The organism is Rhodobacter capsulatus SB 1003 (genome assembly GCF_000021865.1).
Lineage (GTDB): Bacteria > Pseudomonadota > Alphaproteobacteria > Rhodobacterales > Rhodobacteraceae > Rhodobacter > Rhodobacter capsulatus_B.
In genome coordinates this window covers 1,729,066-1,748,447 of sequence record NC_014034.1, presented here as the reverse complement: position 1 = coordinate 1,748,447, position 19,382 = coordinate 1,729,066, and the positions used below count along the sequence as shown (strand labels likewise).

Below are 19,382 nucleotides of genomic sequence, written 5' to 3'. Positions count from 1 at the left end.
CGTCATCCTGTTGCAGCTTTTGAAGATGCGCCCAGCCGCAACGCGGGGCCAGGAACCTGCGCGGTTGTCGCCAATCTGGCGCAACATGTCGAAATCCGTCACCGGGCGCGTCGCAAACAGGCGTATCCCTGTTTCAAAGGGAATCACGCACATGGCTGAGATCACGATCGTTTTCTGGCGCGACATCCCGGCGCAGATCATTGCCGGGACGGGTCGTAAGGCCGTCAAGAAACCTTTGCCCGAACGCTTCGAGCAGGCAATCGACCGCTGCGCGATGAAGATCGGCGCGAAGGACAGCGACGCCTATCTTGCGGAATGGCGCAAAGTGGTGATCGGCACCCGCGACGGCTCTGATGCCGAAGCGGCCGAGGCCGAGCTGGCCCGGGTTCTCTCAGACTACGACACCGCCGCTTTGGTGCGGTTGATTGGCAACGATGGCTGGGACCAGGCCCGCCGCACTGACGGAGAGATCTGATGGCGCTTTTGAACTTCCGCCGCGAGGCCGAGACCCCCACCAACGGCACGCTGACTGCCTTCCTTGACGGTTTCTCGATCGAGGTGATGCCGCGCACCGCCGAAAAGATCGAGGATTTCCGCGCCCTTCTGCCCGCGGGCACCCGCGTCTATGTCGCCCATATCGAGGGCACGCCGATCGAGGAAATGGTCGCCACGGCGAAGCGCCTGCGCGACGAGGGCTTCGAGCCGATGCCGCATTTCCCCGCCCGGATCATCCGCGACGCCTTGCAGCTGCGCGACTGGGTGGCGCGTTACAAGGGCGAAGCCGGGGTGAAACAGGCGCTGCTTCTGGGTGGCGGCGTCAAGACCCCGGTGGGCAGCCTCGACAATGCGATGCAACTGGTGGAAACCGGCGCCTTCGCGGGCTTCGAGCGGCTGCATTTCGCCGGTCACCCCGAGGGCAACCGCGACATCGACGCCGACGGCACCGACGAGATCGTCATGCAGGCGCTTGCCCTGAAACAGAAATTCGCCGACACCACCGATGCCGACACGGCCATCGTGACGCAATTCGCCTTTGAGGCCGGGCCGATCATCCAATGGGTCGACCGTCTGGCCGCCGAGGGCATCAGGATGCCGGTCCATATCGGCATCGCGGGCCCCGCGAAGCTGCAGACGCTTCTGAAATTCGCGATTTCCTGCGGTGTCGGCCCGTCCTTGAAAGTGCTGCAAAAGCGCGCCAAGGACGTGACGAAGCTGCTCACCCCCTTCGAGCCCACCGATCTTCTGATGGATCTGGCCCGCCACAAGGCCAAGCATCCCGATTTCGGCATCGAGGCGGTGCATTTCTTCCCGCTCGGCGGTATCAAGACCAATGCGACCTGGATCGCGGACAAAACGAAAGGCTGAGGCATGACCCGTACCGTTCTGGAAAGCAAATCGAAGACCGTGGTGATCGGCTTCGACGAGCCCTTCTGCGTCATCGGCGAGCGCATCAACCCCACGGGGCGCAAGAAACTGGCCGCCGAGCTGGAGCTGGGCGATTTCACCACCGTCGAGAAAGACGCGCTCGAACAGGTCGCCTGCGGGGCGACGGTGCTCGACATCAACTCGGGCGCGGTCTTTTCGAACAAGATGGCCGAAGATCCGCGCTATGCCGACAACAACTTCGTCGAGCCGCCCCTGATGCGCGATCTGATCACCCGGGTGCAGGCGATCACCGATGTGCCGCTCTGCATCGACAGCTCGGTTCCGGCGGCGCTCGAAGCAGGTCTGGCCGCCTGCGAGGGGCGTCCGCTTCTGAACTCGGTCACCGGCGAGGAAGAACGGCTGGAACGCGTGCTGCCGCTGGTGAAGAAATACAACGTGCCGGTGGTGGCGATCTCGAACGACGACACCGGCATTTCCGAAGACCCCGACGTGCGCTTTGCCGTGGCGAAAAAGATCGTCGAGCGCGCCGCCGATTTCGGCATTCCGGCGCATGACATCGTGGTCGATCCGCTGGTGATGCCGGTCGGTGCCATGGCCTCTGCGGGCCGTCAGGTCTTCACGCTGGTCAACCGGCTGCGGACGGAGCTGGGCGTGAACACCACCTGTGGTGCGTCGAACATCAGCTTTGGCCTGCCGAACCGGCATGGCGTCAACGCCGCCTTCCTGCCGATGGCGATCGGCGCGGGCATGACTTCGGCGATCATGAACCCGGTCCGCAGCCAGGAGATGGAGGCGATCCGCGCCGCCAACCTGCTGATGAACCACGACGACAACGCGATGGACTGGATCAAGCTCTCGAAAGTGCTCGAGGCGATGAAAGAGGGCGCAAGCTTCGCCGAGGCCTCGGCCGCCGCCGCTGCCGCCACGCGCGGCGGGCGCCGTCGCGCCCGCTGAGACGGCGCGATTCGCCTGCTGCGACGAAGCGCCCTGCCCCTTGCAGACGCCCCGGCCCCGGCCGGGGCGTTTCGTTTCGGCATTTCGTTTCCGGGCCCGCCGGTAATCGCCCCAGATTGCCCGCCGCCCCGGGATCAATGCCGCCGGACCCCGCCCCCGGGGCCGCGCGTCGAAAGGTTTTCGACATAGTGATTAACGAAGTGTTAAAAAATTTTCCGTTTCAAAACCGGAAACATCCGCGGGCCGGATGCGGGCGAAGGCGCTGAAATCGCGGCGATGATTCGCCGCGCAGCGCCGCCACTGTTTCCCCGCCAGACCCAAAGACGGCGCAAGCGATTGAATTGCGGCCACAATAAGGCGTGTACATGACCTCGTCTTGACACTATATCTGGACCCGCCACATTAATATCTCATTGAAACCCGAAGCATGACTGGTCGCTTTTAAGGCCTGTGCCGAATTTTGGCACCACAACCTGGGATACGCACTGCCATGCGTTTGAACTGTCTGCCGCCTCGGGTGGCTTGCGCGGCTGCCCCCGCGCAAGCCACCCGGTCCGGGCGCCTTGCGCTTCGGGCCCGCCGTTCCTTGACTGCCCTCTCGGGGCTGGCTCTGGCCGCCGCGCTCTCTGGCTGTGCCGGTGCGCCGGGGGGGGTGAGGTGCCAAAGCTCGCGCCGTCGACCGCCGCGATCGACATGCCGCTGGCCGATCCGACGGCCGGGCTGCCGACCCCCGCCCCCCGCACCGGGGCGCTGCCCGCCAAACAGCGGTGCTGGCGCGCGACTTCATGGAGCTGAACTTCCTGCTGGAATCGGGCCGCCCGATCCCGCAGTTCTCGCGCTTCGAAGGGCCGATCAGCGTCACGCTGCAGGGCGCCGCGCCGCCCACCGCTGCGACCGAGCTGTCCCGCCTCGTCACCCGGCTGCGCAGCGAGGCGCATATCCCGATCTCGACCGGCGCGGGCGCCGCCAACCGCATCAGCATCGCCTTCGTGCCGCGCGCCGAGATGAGCCGCGAAGTCCCGAATGCCGCCTGTTTCGTCGTGCCCAATGCCGCCACCTGGGCCGAATATCGCGCCACCCGCCGCTCTGCCGCGGGCGACTGGACCAAGGTGCAGCGCCGCACCGCCGCCACCGTCTTCATCCCCGCCGAGGCGACGCCGCAGGAGCTGCGCGACTGCCTGCACGAGGAGACCAGCCAGGCGCTCGGGCCGCTGAACGACCTGTATCGGCTGTCGAATTCGGTCTGGAACGACGACAACTTCCACACCGTGCTGACCCGCTACGACATGATGCAGCTGCGCGCCGTCTATGCGCCCGAATTGCGCTCGGGCATGTCGGTCCCCGAAGTGCAGGCGCAACTTCCCGCCGTCTTCGCCCGGATCAATCCCGGCGGCGGCAAGGTCACCGGCCTGCCCGAGGATCCCACCCCGCGCGCCTTTGTGAATGCGCTGGAACGCGCCATCGGCCGCGGCTCGCAGGGCGCGCGCAAGGCGGCGGCGATGACGGCGATCCGGATGTCGGGGGCGCAGGGCTGGCAGGACACGCGGGCGGCCTTTGGCTGGTTCGCGCTGGGCCGACTCAGCGTCTATGACGACCCTGAGACCGCGCTGACGGCCTTTGCCAATGCCGGTGCGATCTACCGCGCCACCCCCGGCGCGGGCATCCAGTCGGCCCATGTCGACATGCAGCTGGCGGCCTTTGCGCTGTCCTCGGGGCGGGCCTCGGATGCGATCGCGCTGGTGAACCGGGCGATTCCGCAGGCGCTGACCGGAGAAAATGCCGCGCTGATGGCGACGCTGTATCTGATCCGCGCCGAGGCCTATGAAACGCTCGGCAATCCGGCGCAGGCCCAGCAGGCACGGCTCGACTCGGCGCAATGGGCACGCTACGGTTTCGGCTCGGATGCCGCCGTGCGCGCGCGGGCTGCCGAGGTGGCAGCTCTGGCGCGGGCCGGGGCTCGGTACAACTGAGGCCCGGCTGACCCCCGCGCCTTGGCAGCGGCGCGGGGGGTTTTCGATGTTCCTGCCATTCTTCGACAGCCTGCGCCGCCATGGCGTTCCCGCCAGCCCGCGCGAATTTCTGACGTTTCTCGAAGGACTTGCGGCGGGTCTTTGCCGCTTTGACATCGACGGCTTTTATTACTTCGCCCGCGCGGCGATGGTCAAAGACGAACGCCACCTTGACCGGTTCGACCGGGCCTTTGCGGAAAGCTTCCGCGGCCTTGACGCGATCCCGCCCGAAGCGGTTCTGGACGCGCTGCAGCTGCCCGAGGACTGGCTGCGCAAGCTGGCGGAAAAGCATCTGACCGAGGACGAAAAGGCGCAGATCGCGGCGCTGGGTGGCTTCGAGAAGCTGATGGAGACGCTGCGCGAGCGGCTGCGCGAGCAGCACGAACGCCATCAGGGCGGCAACAAATGGATCGGCACGGCGGGCACTTCGCCCTTTGGCGCCTATGGCTACAACCCCGAAGGGGTGCGGATCGGGCAAGCCGAGAGCCGTCATCAACGTGCGGTCAAGGTCTGGGACAAGCGGGAATTTCGCGATTTCGACGATCGGGTCGAACTTGGCACGCGCAACATCAAGGTGGCCTTGAAACGGCTGCGGCACTGGGCGCGGCACGGCGCCGCCGAGGAGCTTGACCTGCCCGGCACGATCCGTGCCAGCGCCGAAAGCGGCTATATCGACGTGAAGACCCGACCCGAGCGGCACAATGCGGTCAAGGTGGTGCTGTTTCTGGATGCGGGCGGCTCGATGGATGCGCATGTGCAGCTGGTCGAGGAGCTGTTTTCCGCCGCCCGCTCCGAATTCAAGCATCTGGAGCATTATTACTTCCACAACTGCCTTTACGAGGGCCTGTGGCGCGACAACCGCCGCCGCTGGGACGAGGTGACCCCGACATGGGAGGTGCTTCACCGCTACGGGCCGGATTACAAATGCATTTTCGTGGGCGATGCCTCGATGTCGCCCTATGAGATCAGCCATGTCGGCGGCGCCAACGAACATTGGAACGCCGAGGCCGGATCGGTCTGGCTTGACCGCGCCCGCAGCCAATGGCCAAGCCATGTCTGGCTGAACCCGGTGCCGGAACGGCACTGGGGCTACACGCAGTCGATCGCGATGATCCAGCAGGCCTTCGAGGGCCGCATGTTCCCGCTGACGCTTGACGGCATCACCCGGGCGATGAAGCTGCTCGGCTGAGGGTCGGCGGGGATTGACCCGGACCGCCCCCGGCCCCATCTTTGGCCGATGCTTCTGCGCCTTCTGCCCTTCCTGCTGACGCTCCTTGCCGCGCTTGCGATGTGGCATTTCTCTGCGCGCAACCTGCTGCGCCAGCTCTCTGCCCGCTCGGTGCCGCTGGCGGAGCCCGGCCTGGCCCCGGTGCTTGACCGGCTGCGCGCGGCGCTGGGGGTCCCTTCCCTGCCCGTCTTCGTGCTTGACGATCCGAAGGTGAACGGCCTCGCCGCCCCCGACGGAAGGGTCTTCCTGACCGAGGGGTTTCTGGCGCTTTACCGCAGCGGGCAGGTCACCGCCGAGGAACTGGCCTCGGTCATCGCCCATGAGATCGGCCATGTGGCAAGCGGCCATGCGCGGCGGCGGATGATCGATTTCACCGGGCAGAACCTCTTGCAACTGCTGCTCGTGGGCGTGCTGGGCCGGATCGTGCCCTTTGCCGGGATCTGGATCGCCAATCTGATCACCACGGCCCTTGCCGCGCGTCTGAGCCAGCGCGACGAATACGAGGCCGACGCCTTTGCCACGGCGCTGCTGATCAAGGCGGGGATCGGCGCCGAGCCGCAGCTGAGCCTGTTTTCCCGGCTCGACCGGCTGGTGGGCGCGGGGGCGGGCGCCGCGCCCGCCTGGGCGGCCTCGCACCCCGAGACGGCGCGGCGGATGGCCGCGATCCGCGCCAATGTCACCCGCTGGACTGCGGCGTAAGTCACAGCGCGGCGCCGATTTTTCCGCTATCACCGGGGCAGGCAAAAGCAGGACCCAAGATGAGCCAGACCGTCCGCAAGCGCCGGGTGTTCTACATTCCCGGCTACGACCCGATCCACCCGCGGGCCTACCGCGAGCTTTACCGCAGCGAGGGCACGGCGCAGGCGGCGCTCTCGGGCTATGCGCTGGCGCTGGCGCCCAAGCGCGCGGGCGGCCCCTATGGCTGGCATGTCAGCGCGACCCAGGACGGGCAGCCGGTCGAGACCGATGTCGAGGTGCTGATCTGGGCCGAGATCGTGCGCGACAGCATGGCGGCCTCGATCCCCGCGACCTATCTGCAGCTTCTGCGCACCGCCTGGGCCTATATCGGCTCAGGCGCGCTCTTTCGGCTGATGCGGCTGCGCAAGGGGCCGGTGATCGCGGCGCTTTACCCGATCGTGGCGCTGATCCTGCAGGCGCTGGCGGGCCTTGGCGCGGGGGCGGCGCTGGCCGGGCTGATCCTCTGGCCGCTGCCCGATTTCCGCTTTGATTGGGGGCTTGGCCTTGCGCTCTGCGCCGGGGTGACCTGGGCGGTGCTGCGCTGGTTTCGCAAGCACGACGGCAGGTTTTACGCCTATTACCTGATGCATGATTACGCCTTTACCGCGCGCTGGGGCGGCGCCAATCCGGCGGCGCTGGAAACCCGGATGGCCGCCTTTGGCGACACGATCGCGCAGGCGCTGACCGAGGATTGGGACGAGGTGCTGGTGGTCGGCCATTCCTCGGGCGCGCATCTGGCGATCTCGGTTCTGGCCGATCTGATCCGCGCGGGCCGGGTGCCCGCAACGGGGCCGCGGCTGGGTTTCCTGTCGCTGGGCCATGTCGTGCCGATGGTCAGCTTCCTGCCAAAGGCGAAACGGCTGCGCGGCGATCTGGCCTATCTGTGCGCACGGACCGAACTGACCTGGGTCGATGTCACCGCCCCGGGCGACGGCTGCGCCTTTGCGCTGTGCGATCCGGTCAAGGTCTCGGGCGTCGGCCCCGCCGATCAACACCAGCCGCTGATCCTGTCGGCCGCCTTCACGCAAACCCTCTCGCCCGCGCGCTGGAAGCAATTGCGCTGGCGCTTCTTCCGGTTGCATTTCCAGTATCTGTGCGCCTTCGACCGCCCCGGTGCCTATGATTACTTCCGCATCACCGCGGGACCCCTGACCCTGGCCGAGCGCTTCGCCCAGACGCCGCCGTCAAAAAGCGTGATCGAGACGCCGGTGAACCGCTTCACGTCAATGGCGTAGGGGGCGCTGCCCCCCGTCCCTGCGGGACTCCCCCCGAGGTATTTGAAGCAAGATGAAACCGGATGCCTTTCATCTTGCTCGAAATATCCCGGGGGGCCGAGGCATCGCCTCGCGGGGGGCAGCGCCCCTCGCCCTCAAAGCCGGTAGATCGCGGCGTATTTGCTTTCGAGATAGTCCAGAAGCGGTTCTTCCGTCGGCTCGAACCCGCAGGCGGTCACGATCGTCTCGCGCGGGGGGCGCAGCCCGCCATGGCGTTGCAGGTTTTCGCGCAGCCAGTCGGTGGCGGGTTTCGCCGAGCCCTCGGCCAGCGCCGCGTCGATCCCGGGCACTGCCGCGCGCATCGCCCGGTTCAGGCAGCCCGCATAGACATTGCCCAGCGTATAGGTCGGGAAATAGCCAAAAAGCCCGCCCGCCCAATGCACATCCTGCAGGAAGCCCTGCGAGGGTTTCTCGACCGCGACGCCGAAATCGGCCAGGAACCGGACATTCCAGGCCGCTTCCAGATCCGCGACCTCGAGCTTGCCGGTGATCAGCTGCCGTTCCAGATCGAAGCGCAGCATCACATGCAGGTTGTAATGCAGCTCGTCCGCTTCCGTGCGGATAAAGCCCGGGTTGACCCGGTTCACCACCGCATGGAAGGCCTGCGCGTCCGCGACGCCGAAATCGCCAAAGGCATCGACCATCCGTTGATAGAGCCAGCCGGTGAAGGGCGCCGAGCGGCCAAGCTGGTTTTCATAGATCCGGCTCTGGCTTTCATGCACCCCCATCGAAACGCCGCGACCAAGCGGCGTCAGCGCATGCTCCGCCGCGATCCCCTGTTCGTAGCAGGCATGGCCGACCTCGTGGATGGTGGAATACAGGCAGTTGAACGGATCGCTTTCGCAGACCCGCGTGGTGATGCGCACATCCCGCCCCGAGCCCGAGCAGAACGGATGCACCACCAGATCGAGCCGCCCCAGAGTCCAGTCATATCCGAAGGCCGAGGCGCAGATCCGCGCGATGCGCAGCTGCGTCGCCTCGGGGAAGACATGGTCAAGCGCGGGCGGCTGATGCGCGGCCCCCAGCACCTTTTCGCGCAGGCTGACCAGACGCGGGCGCATCCGGTCGAACATCGCGCCAAGCACGCGATGCGTCGCGCCGGGTTCGTAATCATCGAGCAGCGCATCGTAAAGATCGCCTTCCGACAGGCAGGCGGCCTCCTCGCGCTTCAGCGCCACCATCTGCGCGAGCGTCGGCAGGAAGGCGGCCGGGGCCTCGGCCGCGCGGGCCTCGGCCCAGACGCCCTGGGCGAGCGAGGTGAGGCGGGCCAGTTCCGTGGCGAGCCGCGCCGGGATCCGCGTCGCGCGGTTGTAATTGCGCCCGGCCAGGTCAAGCAGCCGGGCCTCGGCCTCGGTCGTCGCCTCGGCCCGGGCCAGCCAGTCCTCCAGCCGCGGATCGGTGCGCCGCGCATGCAGCACCGATTCCATCGCCGCCAGTTCCTCGGCCCGCTGCTCGGCGGCGCCGCGCGGCATCATCGTTTCCTGATCCCAGCCCAGACGCTCGGCCACACAGGTCAGCGCCTCGGTTTCGCGAAGGTAGGCTTTCAGGTCGGCCAGAGCTGTCATTTGATCCCCCGGATCGATTGCACGCGCGGATAGCGCGCGAGGAAGCGCGCGCGGATGAGAAAGAGCCAGAGCACCAGCGCCCCGCCCAGATGCGCCAGCCGCAGCGCCAGCGGATCGCCATGCAGCAGCGTGACGACGCCCAGAACGGCTTGCAAAAGCACCCAGATCGCCGCCAGACCAAAGGCCATGCGGGTCACCGCATGCACCGACCGGCGCGAGCGGATCAGCGCAAAAGCCGCAAGAGCCAGCAGCAGATAGCCGAGCGCCCGGTGGCTGAACTGCAAAAGCGCCTGATTTTCCAGCGCATTGCGCCAGATCGGTTCAAGCGAAAGCATGTCGGGCGGCAGCCAGACGCCGCCCATCAACGGCCAGTCGGTGAAGACCGCCCCCGCGCCAATCCCGGTCACCAGCCCGCCCACCAGCAGCTGCAGGAAGCTCAGATGCATCAGCCCCGTCGCCAGCCCGACCAGCCCCGGTTCCGCCTGACGCCGGGCCGCGATCAGCGCCGCCTCGGTCCGGGCAGCCAAGAGCGCATACCAGAAGGCAAAGCCCAGAAGCGCAAAGGCGAGGCCGAGGCGCAGCGTGGCGAAGGGCGCGGCGCCAAGGGTCGTCTGCGCCCGGTCGATCTGTGCCGTGACCAGATCGGCGGCCTGCGCCACCCGTTCCTGCGGGGTCGGGGGGGCCGCCACGGGCGCGGGCGTCGGCGGCGTTGCGGGCAAAAGCTGCAGCGGCGGCAGCGCGCCCGTCTGCGGCAGCACCGCGGCCGCGGGTTCGGGCGCCAAGGCCTTGGAAAGCTTGGCGATCGGCGCCGGGTCCGAGGCCGCGAGCAGCAGGCAGCCCAGCCCCAGACCGGCGACGCGCAGCCCCCAGCCCGGCGGCAGGCGGCGGCTGAGGGCAAGACCCAGCGCCCCCAGCGCCCAGACCGCGAAAAGCGCCAAGCCCGTGTAGGGCTGCAGCAGATCGAGTTCCGCAATGCCGAAGCCCGGCGTCGCATCCAGCCCCAGCTGCAGCACGGCCAGCACGATCAGCGAGACCATCCAGACCAGCAGCGCCTTGCGCGCGCCTTTCGGCCGCGCGTCGATCATGCCGCCTTTCGGCGCCACGGGCATCTGTTTCGGGGTCTCGACGCCCACCTCCTCGAAGATCGCGCGCGAGCGGTTCTTGGCGGGTTTCATCCCCATGCGGGCCTCCTGTCGCTTTGGCGCGACACTAGGGCGCGGCACGGGCGGGGGCAAGGGGATTGGCGGGCGGATGAAGCGTGCGCCTGCCCTCGATCACCGCCCAAACCCCCGTCCAGCCGTCATTTTCCGCCATCCAGCCCAGCATGGCACAGGCCGCTTCGGCGTAAATGTCGCGCTCTTGCGCGGCCAGATGCAGCCAGTCGCGGGCGGTTTCGGGCAGCACGGGACGCGGGGTCTTGCGGCAGCGCCGCAGGCCGGACCCCGGGGCCAGATAGCGCGGATCGTCCGAGACGATCACCGCCAGCCCCTCGTCGGCCCAGGCGGGCAGGCGGTCGGCCAGCTGCCCGACGGGGCCCATCCGGGCATGCAGCGCGACATGGGTCAGCTCATGCGTCAGGATCGTCGTCGAAAGCCCGCGCGGCGAGAGACGCACGACGGCAACGGGGCCAAAGGAATAGGTCACCGCGGCCGCCCCCCGCCCGCCCAGACGGCGATCGCAGGCGGCGGTCTGGCAGGCCAGAAGGCGCAACCGGCCCCGGGTCGGGCCGAGGGCCCGGGCCACCTGCGCCTTCGCCGCGGCGATCTGGGCGATCAGGCGCAGCCGGTCGGGGGCGGGCATCGCCGCCTCGACCCAGAGCGTGTCGGTCGCGCGCACCAGCCCGAAACAGCCGGGACAAAGGGCGGCGCGCGGCGCGGGCAGGAGCGCGAGCAGCGCCACAAGGCCCAGCAGGCCGCCCAGCCCCAGCGCCAGAAGCGATCGCATCAGAAAGTGTCGCATCGGCGCAGGATGACGGGCGCGCGCGGGCGGCGCAAGTCTGCCCTTGCGTGGGTCGGGCGGATCAGGAAACGCGATCCGCGTTTCCCGCCCGCTGCGCAACGGCCATGGCAAGACCGTTTCGATCAAGCGCAACAGAGGCCGGCGCCTGCCCCGGCGGGCGAGAAGCGCCCGCCATGGGCGGGGCGGGCGCTGGCCGAGGGCCTTTGGGCCCCCGGCGGTCATGGGGCCAATGTCGCGCGTGACCTCGGCGATGGCCTCGGTCAGATCCGTCGACCTCAATCCCGCTGGCGCAAAAGCTGCCGCAACATCCCGTGCAGCGTCTGCACATCCGCCCGCGTCAGGCCGAACCGGCTCCACATGTTGCGCAGATTGCGCTTCATCATCGGCGCCTTGCCCGCGGGAAAGAAGAACCCGGCCTGATCCAGCCGCTCCTCGTAATGATCGCCCAGCTTCTCGATTTCGAGCGCATTGGCCATCTCGGCCCCCGCCAGACCGGGGTCGATCGCCGGGGCCTCGCTGCCCTGACGGGCGAATTCGTAGGCCGTCAGCAGCACCGCCTGCGCCAGATTGAGCGAGAAGAACTCGGGGTTCACCGGCACGGTGATGATCGCATTCGCGCGGATGATGTCGTCATTTTCCAGCCCGGTGCGCTCGGGGCCGAACATCACCCCCACCCGCTGCCCGGCGGCGATCCGCGCCCGCGCCTCGGCCATCGCGGCTTCGGGGGTGTAAATGGGCTTTGTCAGCTCGCGCCCGCGCGCGGTGGTGGCAAAGACGAAATCGCAATCGGCAATCGCCTCGGCCGTGGTGGGAAAGACCCCAGCATGATCGAGCACCTTGCCCGCCGCGCCCGAGGCCATGGCCACCGCCTTCGGGTTCGGCCAGCCGTCGCGCGGATCAACCAGCCGCAGCGTCGAGAGCGCAAAATTCAGCATCGCCCGGGCGGCGGCACCGATATTCTCGCCCATCTGCGGACGGATCAGGATGAAGACGGGGGTCGGATGCGAAGTCATGCCCCCCGATACAGAAGCGCAAAGCCGCTGGCAAGGCGGGGCCGCCTGCGCTAGAAGGCGCGAAACCCGAAAGGAGCCGTCATGTCCGAGGATCGCCCGCAGCTTTATCTGGCCACCCCGCCCAGCTTCGATCTGGACGTTTTCCCGCAGCTTCTGGCCAGGGTTCTCGGCGCGCAGGAGGTGGCCTGCATCCGTCTCGGTCTGGCGACGAAGGACGAGGACAAGGTGATGCGCGCGGCCGATGCGGTGCGTCAGGTGGCGCATGAATTCGATGTCGCGCTGGTGATCGAGAACCACATCGCGCTGGTGGAACGGCACGGGCTTGACGGCGTGCATCTGACCGATGGCGCCCGCACCGTGCGCTATGCCCGCAAGGAGCTGGGCCAGGATGCGATCGTCGGCGCCTTTTGCGCCGCCTCGCAGCATGACGGCATGACCGCGGGCGAGGCCGGGGCGGATTACGTCTGCTTCGGTCCGGTGGGCGAAACCGGCCTTGGCACCGGCGCCCGGGCCGAGCGCGACCTCTTCCAGTGGTGGTCCGAGGTGATCGAGGTTCCGGTCGTCGCCGAGGGCGCGCTGACCGAGGATCTGGTGCGCGACTTCGCCCCGGTCACCGATTTCTTCGCCGTGGGCGAGGAAATCTGGACCGCCGAAGACCCGGTGGCGGCGCTGGGCCGTCTTGTCGCGGCGATGGGCTGATGGCGGAATTCTGGCTGGGCGATTCCAACGGCCCGATGGGCGATGTCGGCGCCTTCATGGGCTCCGAGCTGCGGGTGGACCGCGCCGATCTGGCCGGTCACATCGGGCAGTTGGGCGAAGACCGCGTGCTGGTGGCGCTGGTGGGCGCGCCCGGCTCGGGCAAGTCGCATCTGGCGGCGGAGCTGGCGGCGCAGTTGAACGCCCGCAGCCCCGGCCGCGCCGCGATCCTGCCGATGGACGGGTTTCATCGCGACAATGACTGGCTGGATGCGCGGGGCCTGCGCGCGGTCAAGGGCAACCCCGACACTTTCGATGTCGCGGGCCTTGCCGCCTGCCTGGCGCAGGTCAGGACCGCCACCAAAGATTGCCCGGTGCCCGGCTTCGATCGCACAGCCGATGCCGTCGTGCCTGCGGGCGCGGTGATCCCCGCCACGGCGCAGGTGATCCTGGTCGAGGGCAATTACCTGCTCCTCACCCGCCCGGGCTGGCGCGATCTGGCGCCGCTTTTCGATCTGTCGATCCGGCTGGCCGTGCCCGAGGCCGAACTGCGCCGCCGCCTGATGGCGCGCTGGTCCGATCTGCCGCTGGCGGAAGCCACGCGCCGGACCGAGGAAAACGACCTGCCGAACGGGCGCTTGCTCATCAGCGAAAACCGGGCCGCGGATCTTGTCATCTTCGGTTGAGCGGGGCTCTGCCCCGCACCCCGGGATATTTATGGCAAGATGAAGGCCGCAGTTTCATCTTGCCATAAATATCCCGGGGGGAGTCCGCAGGACGGGGGCAGCGCCCCCCTGCCCGGCCCGTCGGCTGACGCAGCGTCAGCCTTTGGCTTGCCCGCCCCGGCTGCTAGGATGCGCCATTCCCCGGAGGTTTCGATGACACGACATGAGCTGGCCCATTCGTTCCGCGAGCATTTCGCCGATGGCGTGATGCATGTGCTGGGCGTCACCTTTGCCGTGGCCGCGGTTTCGGCGCTGATGGTCTGGGCGGCGATGGCGGGGCTTGGGCCGAAGATCTGGCCGCTGGTCGTCTATGCGGTCGGGCTGATCGCCTCTTTCGGGTTTTCGGCGGGCTACAACCTGACGCTTTACGCGCCCGCCCGCGCGGTGCTGCGCCGCTTCGATCATGCGGCGATTTATCTTTTGATTGCGGGCACCTACACGCCGATGGCGCTGATCGGGCTGGGTGGCAAGGTGGGCATCGCGCTGACCGTAACGATCTGGACGCTGGCCTTGATCGGCATGGTGATGAAGCTGGGCTTCTTTCATGCCGCCGAGAAGGCCGGGTTCCTGCTTTACCTTGTGATGGGGCTTCTGGGTCTGGTCGCGATCTGGCCGCTGATCGAGCGGCTGCCGCTCGCCGTGCTGATCCTGCTGGGCATCGGCGGCGCGGTCTATCTGCTGGGCACGGTGTTCTACAAGCTCAAGCGGATGCCGTTTTCCCGCGCGATCTGGCATGGCCATGTGATCGCGGCGGCCGCAACGCATTATGCCGCCGTCATCCTGATCGCCGGGCATTAGAGCGGGTCGATATCCCCCGCCGCGCGCTGGGCATGGAAGTCTGCGACGAAGGCCGAAAGCTGCCCCGCCGCGATCGCCGCGCGCAGGCCTGCCATAAGATCCTGATAGTAATGCAGGTTGTGCCAGGTCAGGAGCATGCCCGAGATCATCTCCTGCGCCTTGAAGACATGGTGCAGATAGGCGCGGGAGTAATTGCGGCAGGCCGGGCAGCTGCAGGCTTCGTCCAGCGGGCGCGGATCGTCCATGTGGCGGGCGTTCTTGATGTTGATCTGGCCGCGCCGGGTCCAGGCCTGCCCGGTCCGGCCGGAGCGCGAGGGCAGCACGCAATCCATCATGTCGATGCCGCGCGCGACCGCGCCAACGATGTCGTCGGGCTTGCCCACGCCCATCAGATAGCGCGGCTTGTCCGCGGGCAGGAAGCCGGGCGCGTAATCGAGGACCGAGAACATCGCCTCCTGCCCCTCGCCCACGGCGAGGCCGCCGATCGCATAGCCGTCAAAGCCGATCTCTTTCAGTTTCGTGGCCGATTCCTCGCGCAGATCGCGGGTGACACCGCCCTGCATGATGCCGAACAGCGCATGGCCGGGCCGGTCGCCGAAGGCATCACGCGAGCGTTGCGCCCATCGCATCGAGAGCCGCATCGATTTCGCCACCGTCGCGTCATCGGCGGGCAGCGCCGGGCATTCGTCAAAGGCCATGACGATGTCCGAGCCCAGAAGCTTCTGGATCTCCATCGAGCGTTCGGGCGACAGATGGTGTTTCGAGCCGTCGATATGGCTGGAAAAGGTCACGCCCTCCTCGGTCAGCTTGCGCACGGAAGCAAGGCTCATCACCTGAAACCCGCCCGAGTCGGTCAGGATCGGGCGCTCCCAGTTCATGAACTTGTGCAACCCGCCCAGCCGCGCGATGCGCTCGGCCGTGGGGCGCAGCATCAGGTGATAGGTGTTGCCCAAAAGGATGTCGGCGCCGGTGGCGCGCACGCTTTCGGGCAGCATCGCCTTGACCGTGGCGGCAGTGCCGACAGGCATGAAGGCGGGGGTGCGGATCTCGCCGCGCGGGGTGTGGATGACGCCGGTGCGGGCGGCGCCGTCGGTGGCGGAGAGGGTGAAGCTGAACTGGGTCATCGGGCGCTCCTTTGGCGCGCGTTTAGCAGCGCCGGGCCGAAAGGGAAAGCGACGCGCGCAGGCAAGGTTTTCACGGGGGGAAGCTTTCGCCTCGGGCAAGCCCGAGGCGGACGGGGGGCTTCACCCCCCGCCCCCCCGAAAAGAAAGAAGGGCGTATTTTGCCTAGGAAAAGCGGGGCCCTTGCCTGTTGACGCGGACGGCATGCGGCTGCAGGGGGGCCTGGTCCCGCTTGTTTCTTCTTGGCGCAAATACGCCGGGGGTGCGGGGGCCCCGCCCGCCCGGTCGCCGCGGCCCCGCCGCGGCGAAACCCTGCTTGGCACGCGGCTTTCCGCCCCGCACCGACGGCCTTTACCTCTCCCCCCGATACCCTATATAAACTCTAGGAAATAGCCCGAGAGAGTCATGACCAGCACCGAACACGCGCTCCCCGAAGGGGCCCCTCTGATTGCCCCGTCCGATATCGAGCACCCGCTTTACGCCTCGGTGGTCGAGGCCTGCCGCACCGTCTTCGACCCGGAAATTCCGGTCAACATCTTCGATCTGGGTCTGATCTACACGATCCGGATCGGCGAGGACGGCGTCGTCGCCATCACCATGACGCTGACCGCCCCGGGCTGCCCGGTGGCGGGCGAGATGCCGCAATGGCTGCAAGACGCAGTCGAGGCGGTCGAAGGCGTGCAGCGCTGCGAGATCGAGATGACCTTCGACCCGGCCTGGGGCATGGACATGATGTCGGACGAGGCCCGGCTCGAACTCGGCTTCATGTGAGCTTGCGGGGGCGGCACGCCGGGCTGTGCGGAGCGGACGGCCCCCCTGTGCGGCAGCGCCCTTGTCCCCTTGCGCCGATCCTTTACGGTGGGGGTCTTCTTGAACGGAGGGTCAGATGACCGACACCCTGTTTTCCCCCGGCCATCTCGGGGAAATTTCCATCGCCAACCGCGTCGTGATGGCGCCGCTCACCCGCAACCGCGCCCCCGACCGGATGCCCACCGATCTGACGGTGGAATATTACCGCCAGCGCGCGACCGCCGGGCTGATCGTCACCGAGGGCGCGCAGATCTCGCCTGTCGGGCAGGGCTATGCCTGGACGCCGGGCATCCACAGCGAGGCGCAGGCGGCGGCCTGGGCCCGGGTCACCGACGCGGTGCATGCCGAAGGCGGCAAGATCGTGATCCAGCTTTGGCATGTCGGGCGCGTCTCGCATGAGACGATCATCGAGGGGCTGACGCCGGTCGCCCCCTCGGCGCTGTCGGCGGCTTCGAAAACCTTTGACGGCAAGGGCTTCGTCGAAACGGGCATGCCGCGCGAGATGACCGAGGAAGACATCGAACGCACCTTCCTCGATTACGGCCATGCGGCGCAGCTGGCGAAACAGGCGGGCTTCGACGGGGTCGAGGTGCATGGCGCGAACGGCTATCTGATCGACCAGTTCCTGCGTGACACGTCGAACAAGCGCAGCGACGGCTGGGGCGGCCCGGTCGAAAACCGCATCCGCTTCCTTTTGGGCGCCGTCGATGCCTGCGTCGCGGTCTGGGGCCCGGGGCGGGTCGGCGTGCGGCTCTCGCCCTTCTCGAACGCCAACAATATCGGCCTCGACAGCGACACGCCCGCGCTCTTCGGCGCCGCCATCGCCGCGCTGAACGACCGGCCGCTGGCCTTTGTCCATATGGTCGAGGGTCAGACCGGTGGCCCGCGCGACTGGCCCGCGGGCGAGCTGGAAGCGCTGCGCGAGGCGATCCGCGCGCCCTATGTCGCCAATAACGGCTACGATCGTGACAGCGCGCTGGCCGCGGTGACAACGGGCACGGCCGACGCGGTGGCCTTTGGCAAGCCCTTCATCGCCAACCCCGATCTGGTGGCGCGGCTGGAACGGAACGCCGAATGGAACCCGCTGCGGCTGGCGCAGATGTATGGCGGCGGCGCCGAGGGCTACACCGACTATCCCGCCCTGCCCTGATCTCTCCGGGCGGCCCGGCCGCTTGCCGGACCGCCCCCGCACGCCTATCTTGAGGCGAAAGGAGCCCCCCATGTTCGCACTCCCCGGCAAGCCCCCCGTCACCCTGACCCCCGCGGCCGTCGCCCAGATCGCCGAGCTGATGGCGCGCGAAGGCGCCGCCGGGTTCCGCATCGGCGTCAAGAAGGGCGGCTGTGCGGGCATGGAATACACGATGGAAATCGCCTCCGAGGCCGATCCGATGGATATCGTCGTCGAGGAAGGCCCGGCCCGCGTGCTGATCGCGCCGCTGGCCCAGATGTTCCTGCTGGGCACCGAAATCGACTACGAGGAAACGATGCTCGAATCGGGCTTCAAGTTCCGCAACCCGAATGTGGTCGAAAGCTGCGGCTGCGGCGAATCGGTGAAGTTCCGCGACGCGCCCGCGGGCTGAGGCCCATTTCTTGCTTGCACGGGCCGCGCGCCTGCCTAATCTGCGCCCGACTTTGGCAAGGAGGCAGGAATGCGCAGAAAATTGGCCGCGGGCAACTGGAAGATGAACGGCACCAAGGCAAGCTTGGCCGAAGTGGCGGCGCTGATCGCGGCGCATCCCGATCCGAAATCCGAAGTTCTGCTGTGCCCGCCCGCGACGCTGGTCGCGGCGATGGTGGCGACGGCGGCGGGCAGGATCGCGGTCGGCGGGCAGGATTGCCACATGAAGGCCGCGGGCGCGCATACCGGTGACATCGCGGCCGAAATGCTGGCCGATTGCGGCGCCTCCCATGTGATCCTCGGCCATTCCGAACGCCGCGCCGATCATGGCGAAAGCTCGGAGATGGTTTGCGCCAAGGCCACCGCTGCCCGCGCCGCGGGTCTGGTCGCGGTGATCTGCGTTGGCGAGACCGAAGCGCAGCGCGATGCGGGCGAGACGCTGGCACTGGTCGGCGCGCAGCTGGCGGGCTCGGTTCCGGACGGCGCCACCGCGGCGAATACTGTCATCGCCTACGAACCCGTCTGGGCGATCGGCACCGGCCGCACGCCGACGCTGGAACAGATCGCCGAAGTGCATGATTTCCTGCGCGCGGAACTGGTCGCGCGCTTCGGCGCCGAGGGCGAAGGCATGCGGCTTCTTTACGGCGGCTCGGTGAAACCCTCGAACGCGACCGAGATCTTTGCCACCTCGAATGTCGATGGCGCGCTGGTGGGCGGCGCTTCGCTCAAGGCCGCCGATTTCGGCGCGATCCTGAGCGCGCTCGACGCGGCCTGAGGCGAGGCTGGGGGCGCTGCCCCCAGACCCCCGGGATATTTGGAGCAAGATGAAATCAGCTCCGGTTGTTTTTCATCTTGCTCCAAATATCCCGGGGGGTGAATGGCCGCGAGGCCAGAGGGGGCAGCGCCCCCCTGCCCGGCCCGACCGGGTCACACCGGCAGAATCGTCGTCGACTTGATCTCTTCCATGCTCAGAAGTGCTGTGACGTTGTAGATCTTCACCTCGGAGATCAGCGCCTGATAAAACAGATCATAGGCGCGCGCGTTCTTCACCCGCACCTTCAGGATATAGTCGATATCGCCCGCCAGCCGATGCGCTTCCAGCACCTCGGGGCGCGCGCGCAGCGTCGCCAGAAACCGGCGCTGCCAGTCGGCTTCGTGTTCCGAGGTCCGGATCAGCACGAAGAAACAGGCCTCCAGCCCCAGCGCCTCGGCGTCGAGCAGCACCGTCTGCCGCCCGATCACGCCCAGATCCTTCATCTTGCGGATCCGGTTCCACACCGGGGTCTTCGACGAGCCCACCTTGCGCGCGATCTCGTCGAGCGACTGGCTCGCGTCTTCCTGCATCTGAAACAGGATCTTCCGATCCATCTCGTCCAACCGGACCGCCATTCGCCTTTTCCCCCGTTTTGCAGGAAATATCCTCTGTCGGAGCCAGGATAGAAAACGAAGTTCCTTATTCGCAAGGGGGCATGGCGCTCACGGGGAAAA

General features: G+C 67.6%; 21 protein-coding genes. 15 read left to right on the top strand and 6 right to left on the bottom strand.

Features of this window, described 5'->3' with window-relative positions; all coding sequences use genetic code 11:
- Positions 1-151 precede the first annotated feature (151 nt).
- The 8 genes from RCAP_RS08015 (at position 152) to RCAP_RS07985 (ending at position 7,550) form a co-directional block, all read left to right on the top strand.
- Positions 152-475 carry a virulence factor gene (locus RCAP_RS08015; RefSeq protein WP_013067340.1) on the top strand — a complete coding sequence of 108 codons (324 nt, stop codon included), beginning with the start codon at positions 152-154 and terminating at the stop codon, positions 473-475.
- On the top strand, positions 475-1,365 hold the full coding sequence (locus tag RCAP_RS08010) for a methylenetetrahydrofolate reductase (protein WP_013067339.1): 891 nt from the start codon (positions 475-477) through the stop codon (positions 1,363-1,365). Before RCAP_RS08015 ends, RCAP_RS08010 begins: the two co-directional genes overlap by 1 nt.
- 3 nt (positions 1,366-1,368) lie before the next feature.
- A complete protein-coding gene (locus RCAP_RS08005) occupies positions 1,369-2,340 on the top strand; it encodes a methyltetrahydrofolate cobalamin methyltransferase (RefSeq protein ID WP_013067338.1) in 972 nt (323 codons plus the stop codon).
- Positions 2,341-2,997: 657 nt separating this feature from the next.
- The gene (locus RCAP_RS19575; protein ID WP_187148638.1) at positions 2,998-3,135 is read left to right on the top strand and encodes a hypothetical protein; all 138 of its coding nucleotides are present in this window, start codon (positions 2,998-3,000) and stop codon (positions 3,133-3,135) included.
- Positions 3,108-4,310, top strand: coding sequence for a DUF2927 domain-containing protein (locus tag RCAP_RS08000; protein WP_013067337.1), 1,203 nt, complete (start codon positions 3,108-3,110; stop codon positions 4,308-4,310). Before RCAP_RS19575 ends, RCAP_RS08000 begins: the two co-directional genes overlap by 28 nt.
- 46 nt (positions 4,311-4,356) lie before the next feature.
- The gene (locus RCAP_RS07995) at positions 4,357-5,538 is read left to right on the top strand and encodes a vWA domain-containing protein (protein ID WP_013067336.1); all 1,182 of its coding nucleotides are present in this window, start codon (positions 4,357-4,359) and stop codon (positions 5,536-5,538) included.
- Between the two features lie 48 nt (positions 5,539-5,586).
- A complete protein-coding gene (locus RCAP_RS07990) occupies positions 5,587-6,276 on the top strand; it encodes a M48 family metallopeptidase (RefSeq protein WP_013067335.1) in 690 nt (229 codons plus the stop codon).
- 59 nt (positions 6,277-6,335) lie between these two features.
- Positions 6,336-7,550 carry a hypothetical protein gene (locus RCAP_RS07985; RefSeq protein WP_013067334.1) on the top strand — a complete coding sequence of 405 codons (1,215 nt, stop codon included), beginning with the start codon at positions 6,336-6,338 and terminating at the stop codon, positions 7,548-7,550.
- Positions 7,551-7,684: 134 nt separating this feature from the next.
- Here the strand turns inward: RCAP_RS07985 and RCAP_RS07980 are convergent, their stop codons facing one another.
- From RCAP_RS07980 to RCAP_RS07965, 4 genes are all read right to left on the bottom strand, one after another.
- Positions 7,685-9,154, bottom strand: coding sequence for a carboxypeptidase M32 (locus tag RCAP_RS07980; protein ID WP_013067333.1), 1,470 nt, complete (start codon positions 9,152-9,154; stop codon positions 7,685-7,687).
- Positions 9,151-10,335, bottom strand: coding sequence for a COX15/CtaA family protein (locus tag RCAP_RS18450; protein ID WP_013067332.1), 1,185 nt, complete (start codon positions 10,333-10,335; stop codon positions 9,151-9,153). Before RCAP_RS18450 ends, RCAP_RS07980 begins: the two co-directional genes overlap by 4 nt.
- 28 nt (positions 10,336-10,363) lie before the next feature.
- Positions 10,364-11,098, bottom strand: a complete 735-nt coding sequence (locus RCAP_RS07970) for a hypothetical protein (protein ID WP_013067331.1) — start codon at positions 11,096-11,098, stop codon at positions 10,364-10,366.
- 290 nt (positions 11,099-11,388) lie between these two features.
- Entirely contained in the window at positions 11,389-12,126 is a 738-nt protein-coding gene (locus RCAP_RS07965; RefSeq protein ID WP_013067330.1) for an RNA methyltransferase, read from the bottom strand.
- Between the two features lie 81 nt (positions 12,127-12,207).
- Between RCAP_RS07965 and RCAP_RS07960 the strand changes: the two genes are divergently transcribed.
- The 3 genes from RCAP_RS07960 to trhA all read left to right on the top strand — a co-directional run bounded on the left by RCAP_RS07960 (position 12,208) and on the right by trhA (position 14,345).
- Complete coding sequence (locus RCAP_RS07960) at positions 12,208-12,825, top strand: thiamine phosphate synthase (RefSeq protein ID WP_013067329.1); 618 nt, start codon at positions 12,208-12,210, stop codon at positions 12,823-12,825.
- Positions 12,825-13,508 (top strand): nucleoside/nucleotide kinase family protein, encoded by a 684-nt coding sequence (locus RCAP_RS07955; protein ID WP_013067328.1) that lies wholly within the window; start codon positions 12,825-12,827, stop codon positions 13,506-13,508. The genes RCAP_RS07960 and RCAP_RS07955 overlap by 1 nt, the downstream gene beginning before the upstream one ends.
- A gap of 192 nt (positions 13,509-13,700) precedes the next feature.
- Entirely contained in the window at positions 13,701-14,345 is a 645-nt protein-coding gene (gene trhA / locus RCAP_RS07950; protein ID WP_013067327.1) for a PAQR family membrane homeostasis protein TrhA, read from the top strand.
- On the opposite strand, the gene tgt is transcribed toward trhA, so the two are convergent.
- Entirely contained in the window at positions 14,342-15,469 is a 1,128-nt protein-coding gene (tgt, locus tag RCAP_RS07945; protein WP_013067326.1) for a tRNA guanosine(34) transglycosylase Tgt, read from the bottom strand. The two genes, trhA and tgt, sit on opposite strands and share 4 nt — an antisense overlap.
- 402 nt (positions 15,470-15,871) lie before the next feature.
- On the opposite strand from tgt, the gene RCAP_RS07940 reads away from it, so the two are divergent.
- From RCAP_RS07940 to tpiA, 4 genes are all read left to right on the top strand, one after another.
- Positions 15,872-16,237 carry an SUF system Fe-S cluster assembly protein gene (locus tag RCAP_RS07940; RefSeq protein WP_013067325.1) on the top strand — a complete coding sequence of 122 codons (366 nt, stop codon included), beginning with the start codon at positions 15,872-15,874 and terminating at the stop codon, positions 16,235-16,237.
- A 115-nt stretch (positions 16,238-16,352) separates the two neighbouring features.
- Entirely contained in the window at positions 16,353-17,426 is a 1,074-nt protein-coding gene (locus RCAP_RS07935; protein WP_013067324.1) for an alkene reductase, read from the top strand.
- A 70-nt stretch (positions 17,427-17,496) separates the two neighbouring features.
- Complete coding sequence (locus tag RCAP_RS07930; protein WP_013067323.1) at positions 17,497-17,856, top strand: HesB/IscA family protein; 360 nt, start codon at positions 17,497-17,499, stop codon at positions 17,854-17,856.
- A 69-nt stretch (positions 17,857-17,925) separates the two neighbouring features.
- Positions 17,926-18,669 (top strand): triose-phosphate isomerase, encoded by a 744-nt coding sequence (gene tpiA / locus RCAP_RS07925; RefSeq protein WP_013067322.1) that lies wholly within the window; start codon positions 17,926-17,928, stop codon positions 18,667-18,669.
- Positions 18,670-18,821: 152 nt separating this feature from the next.
- Here tpiA and RCAP_RS07920 read toward each other — a convergent pair whose 3' ends face one another.
- Complete coding sequence (locus RCAP_RS07920) at positions 18,822-19,283, bottom strand: Lrp/AsnC family transcriptional regulator (RefSeq protein WP_013067321.1); 462 nt, start codon at positions 19,281-19,283, stop codon at positions 18,822-18,824.
- Positions 19,284-19,382: the final 99 nt, after the last annotated feature.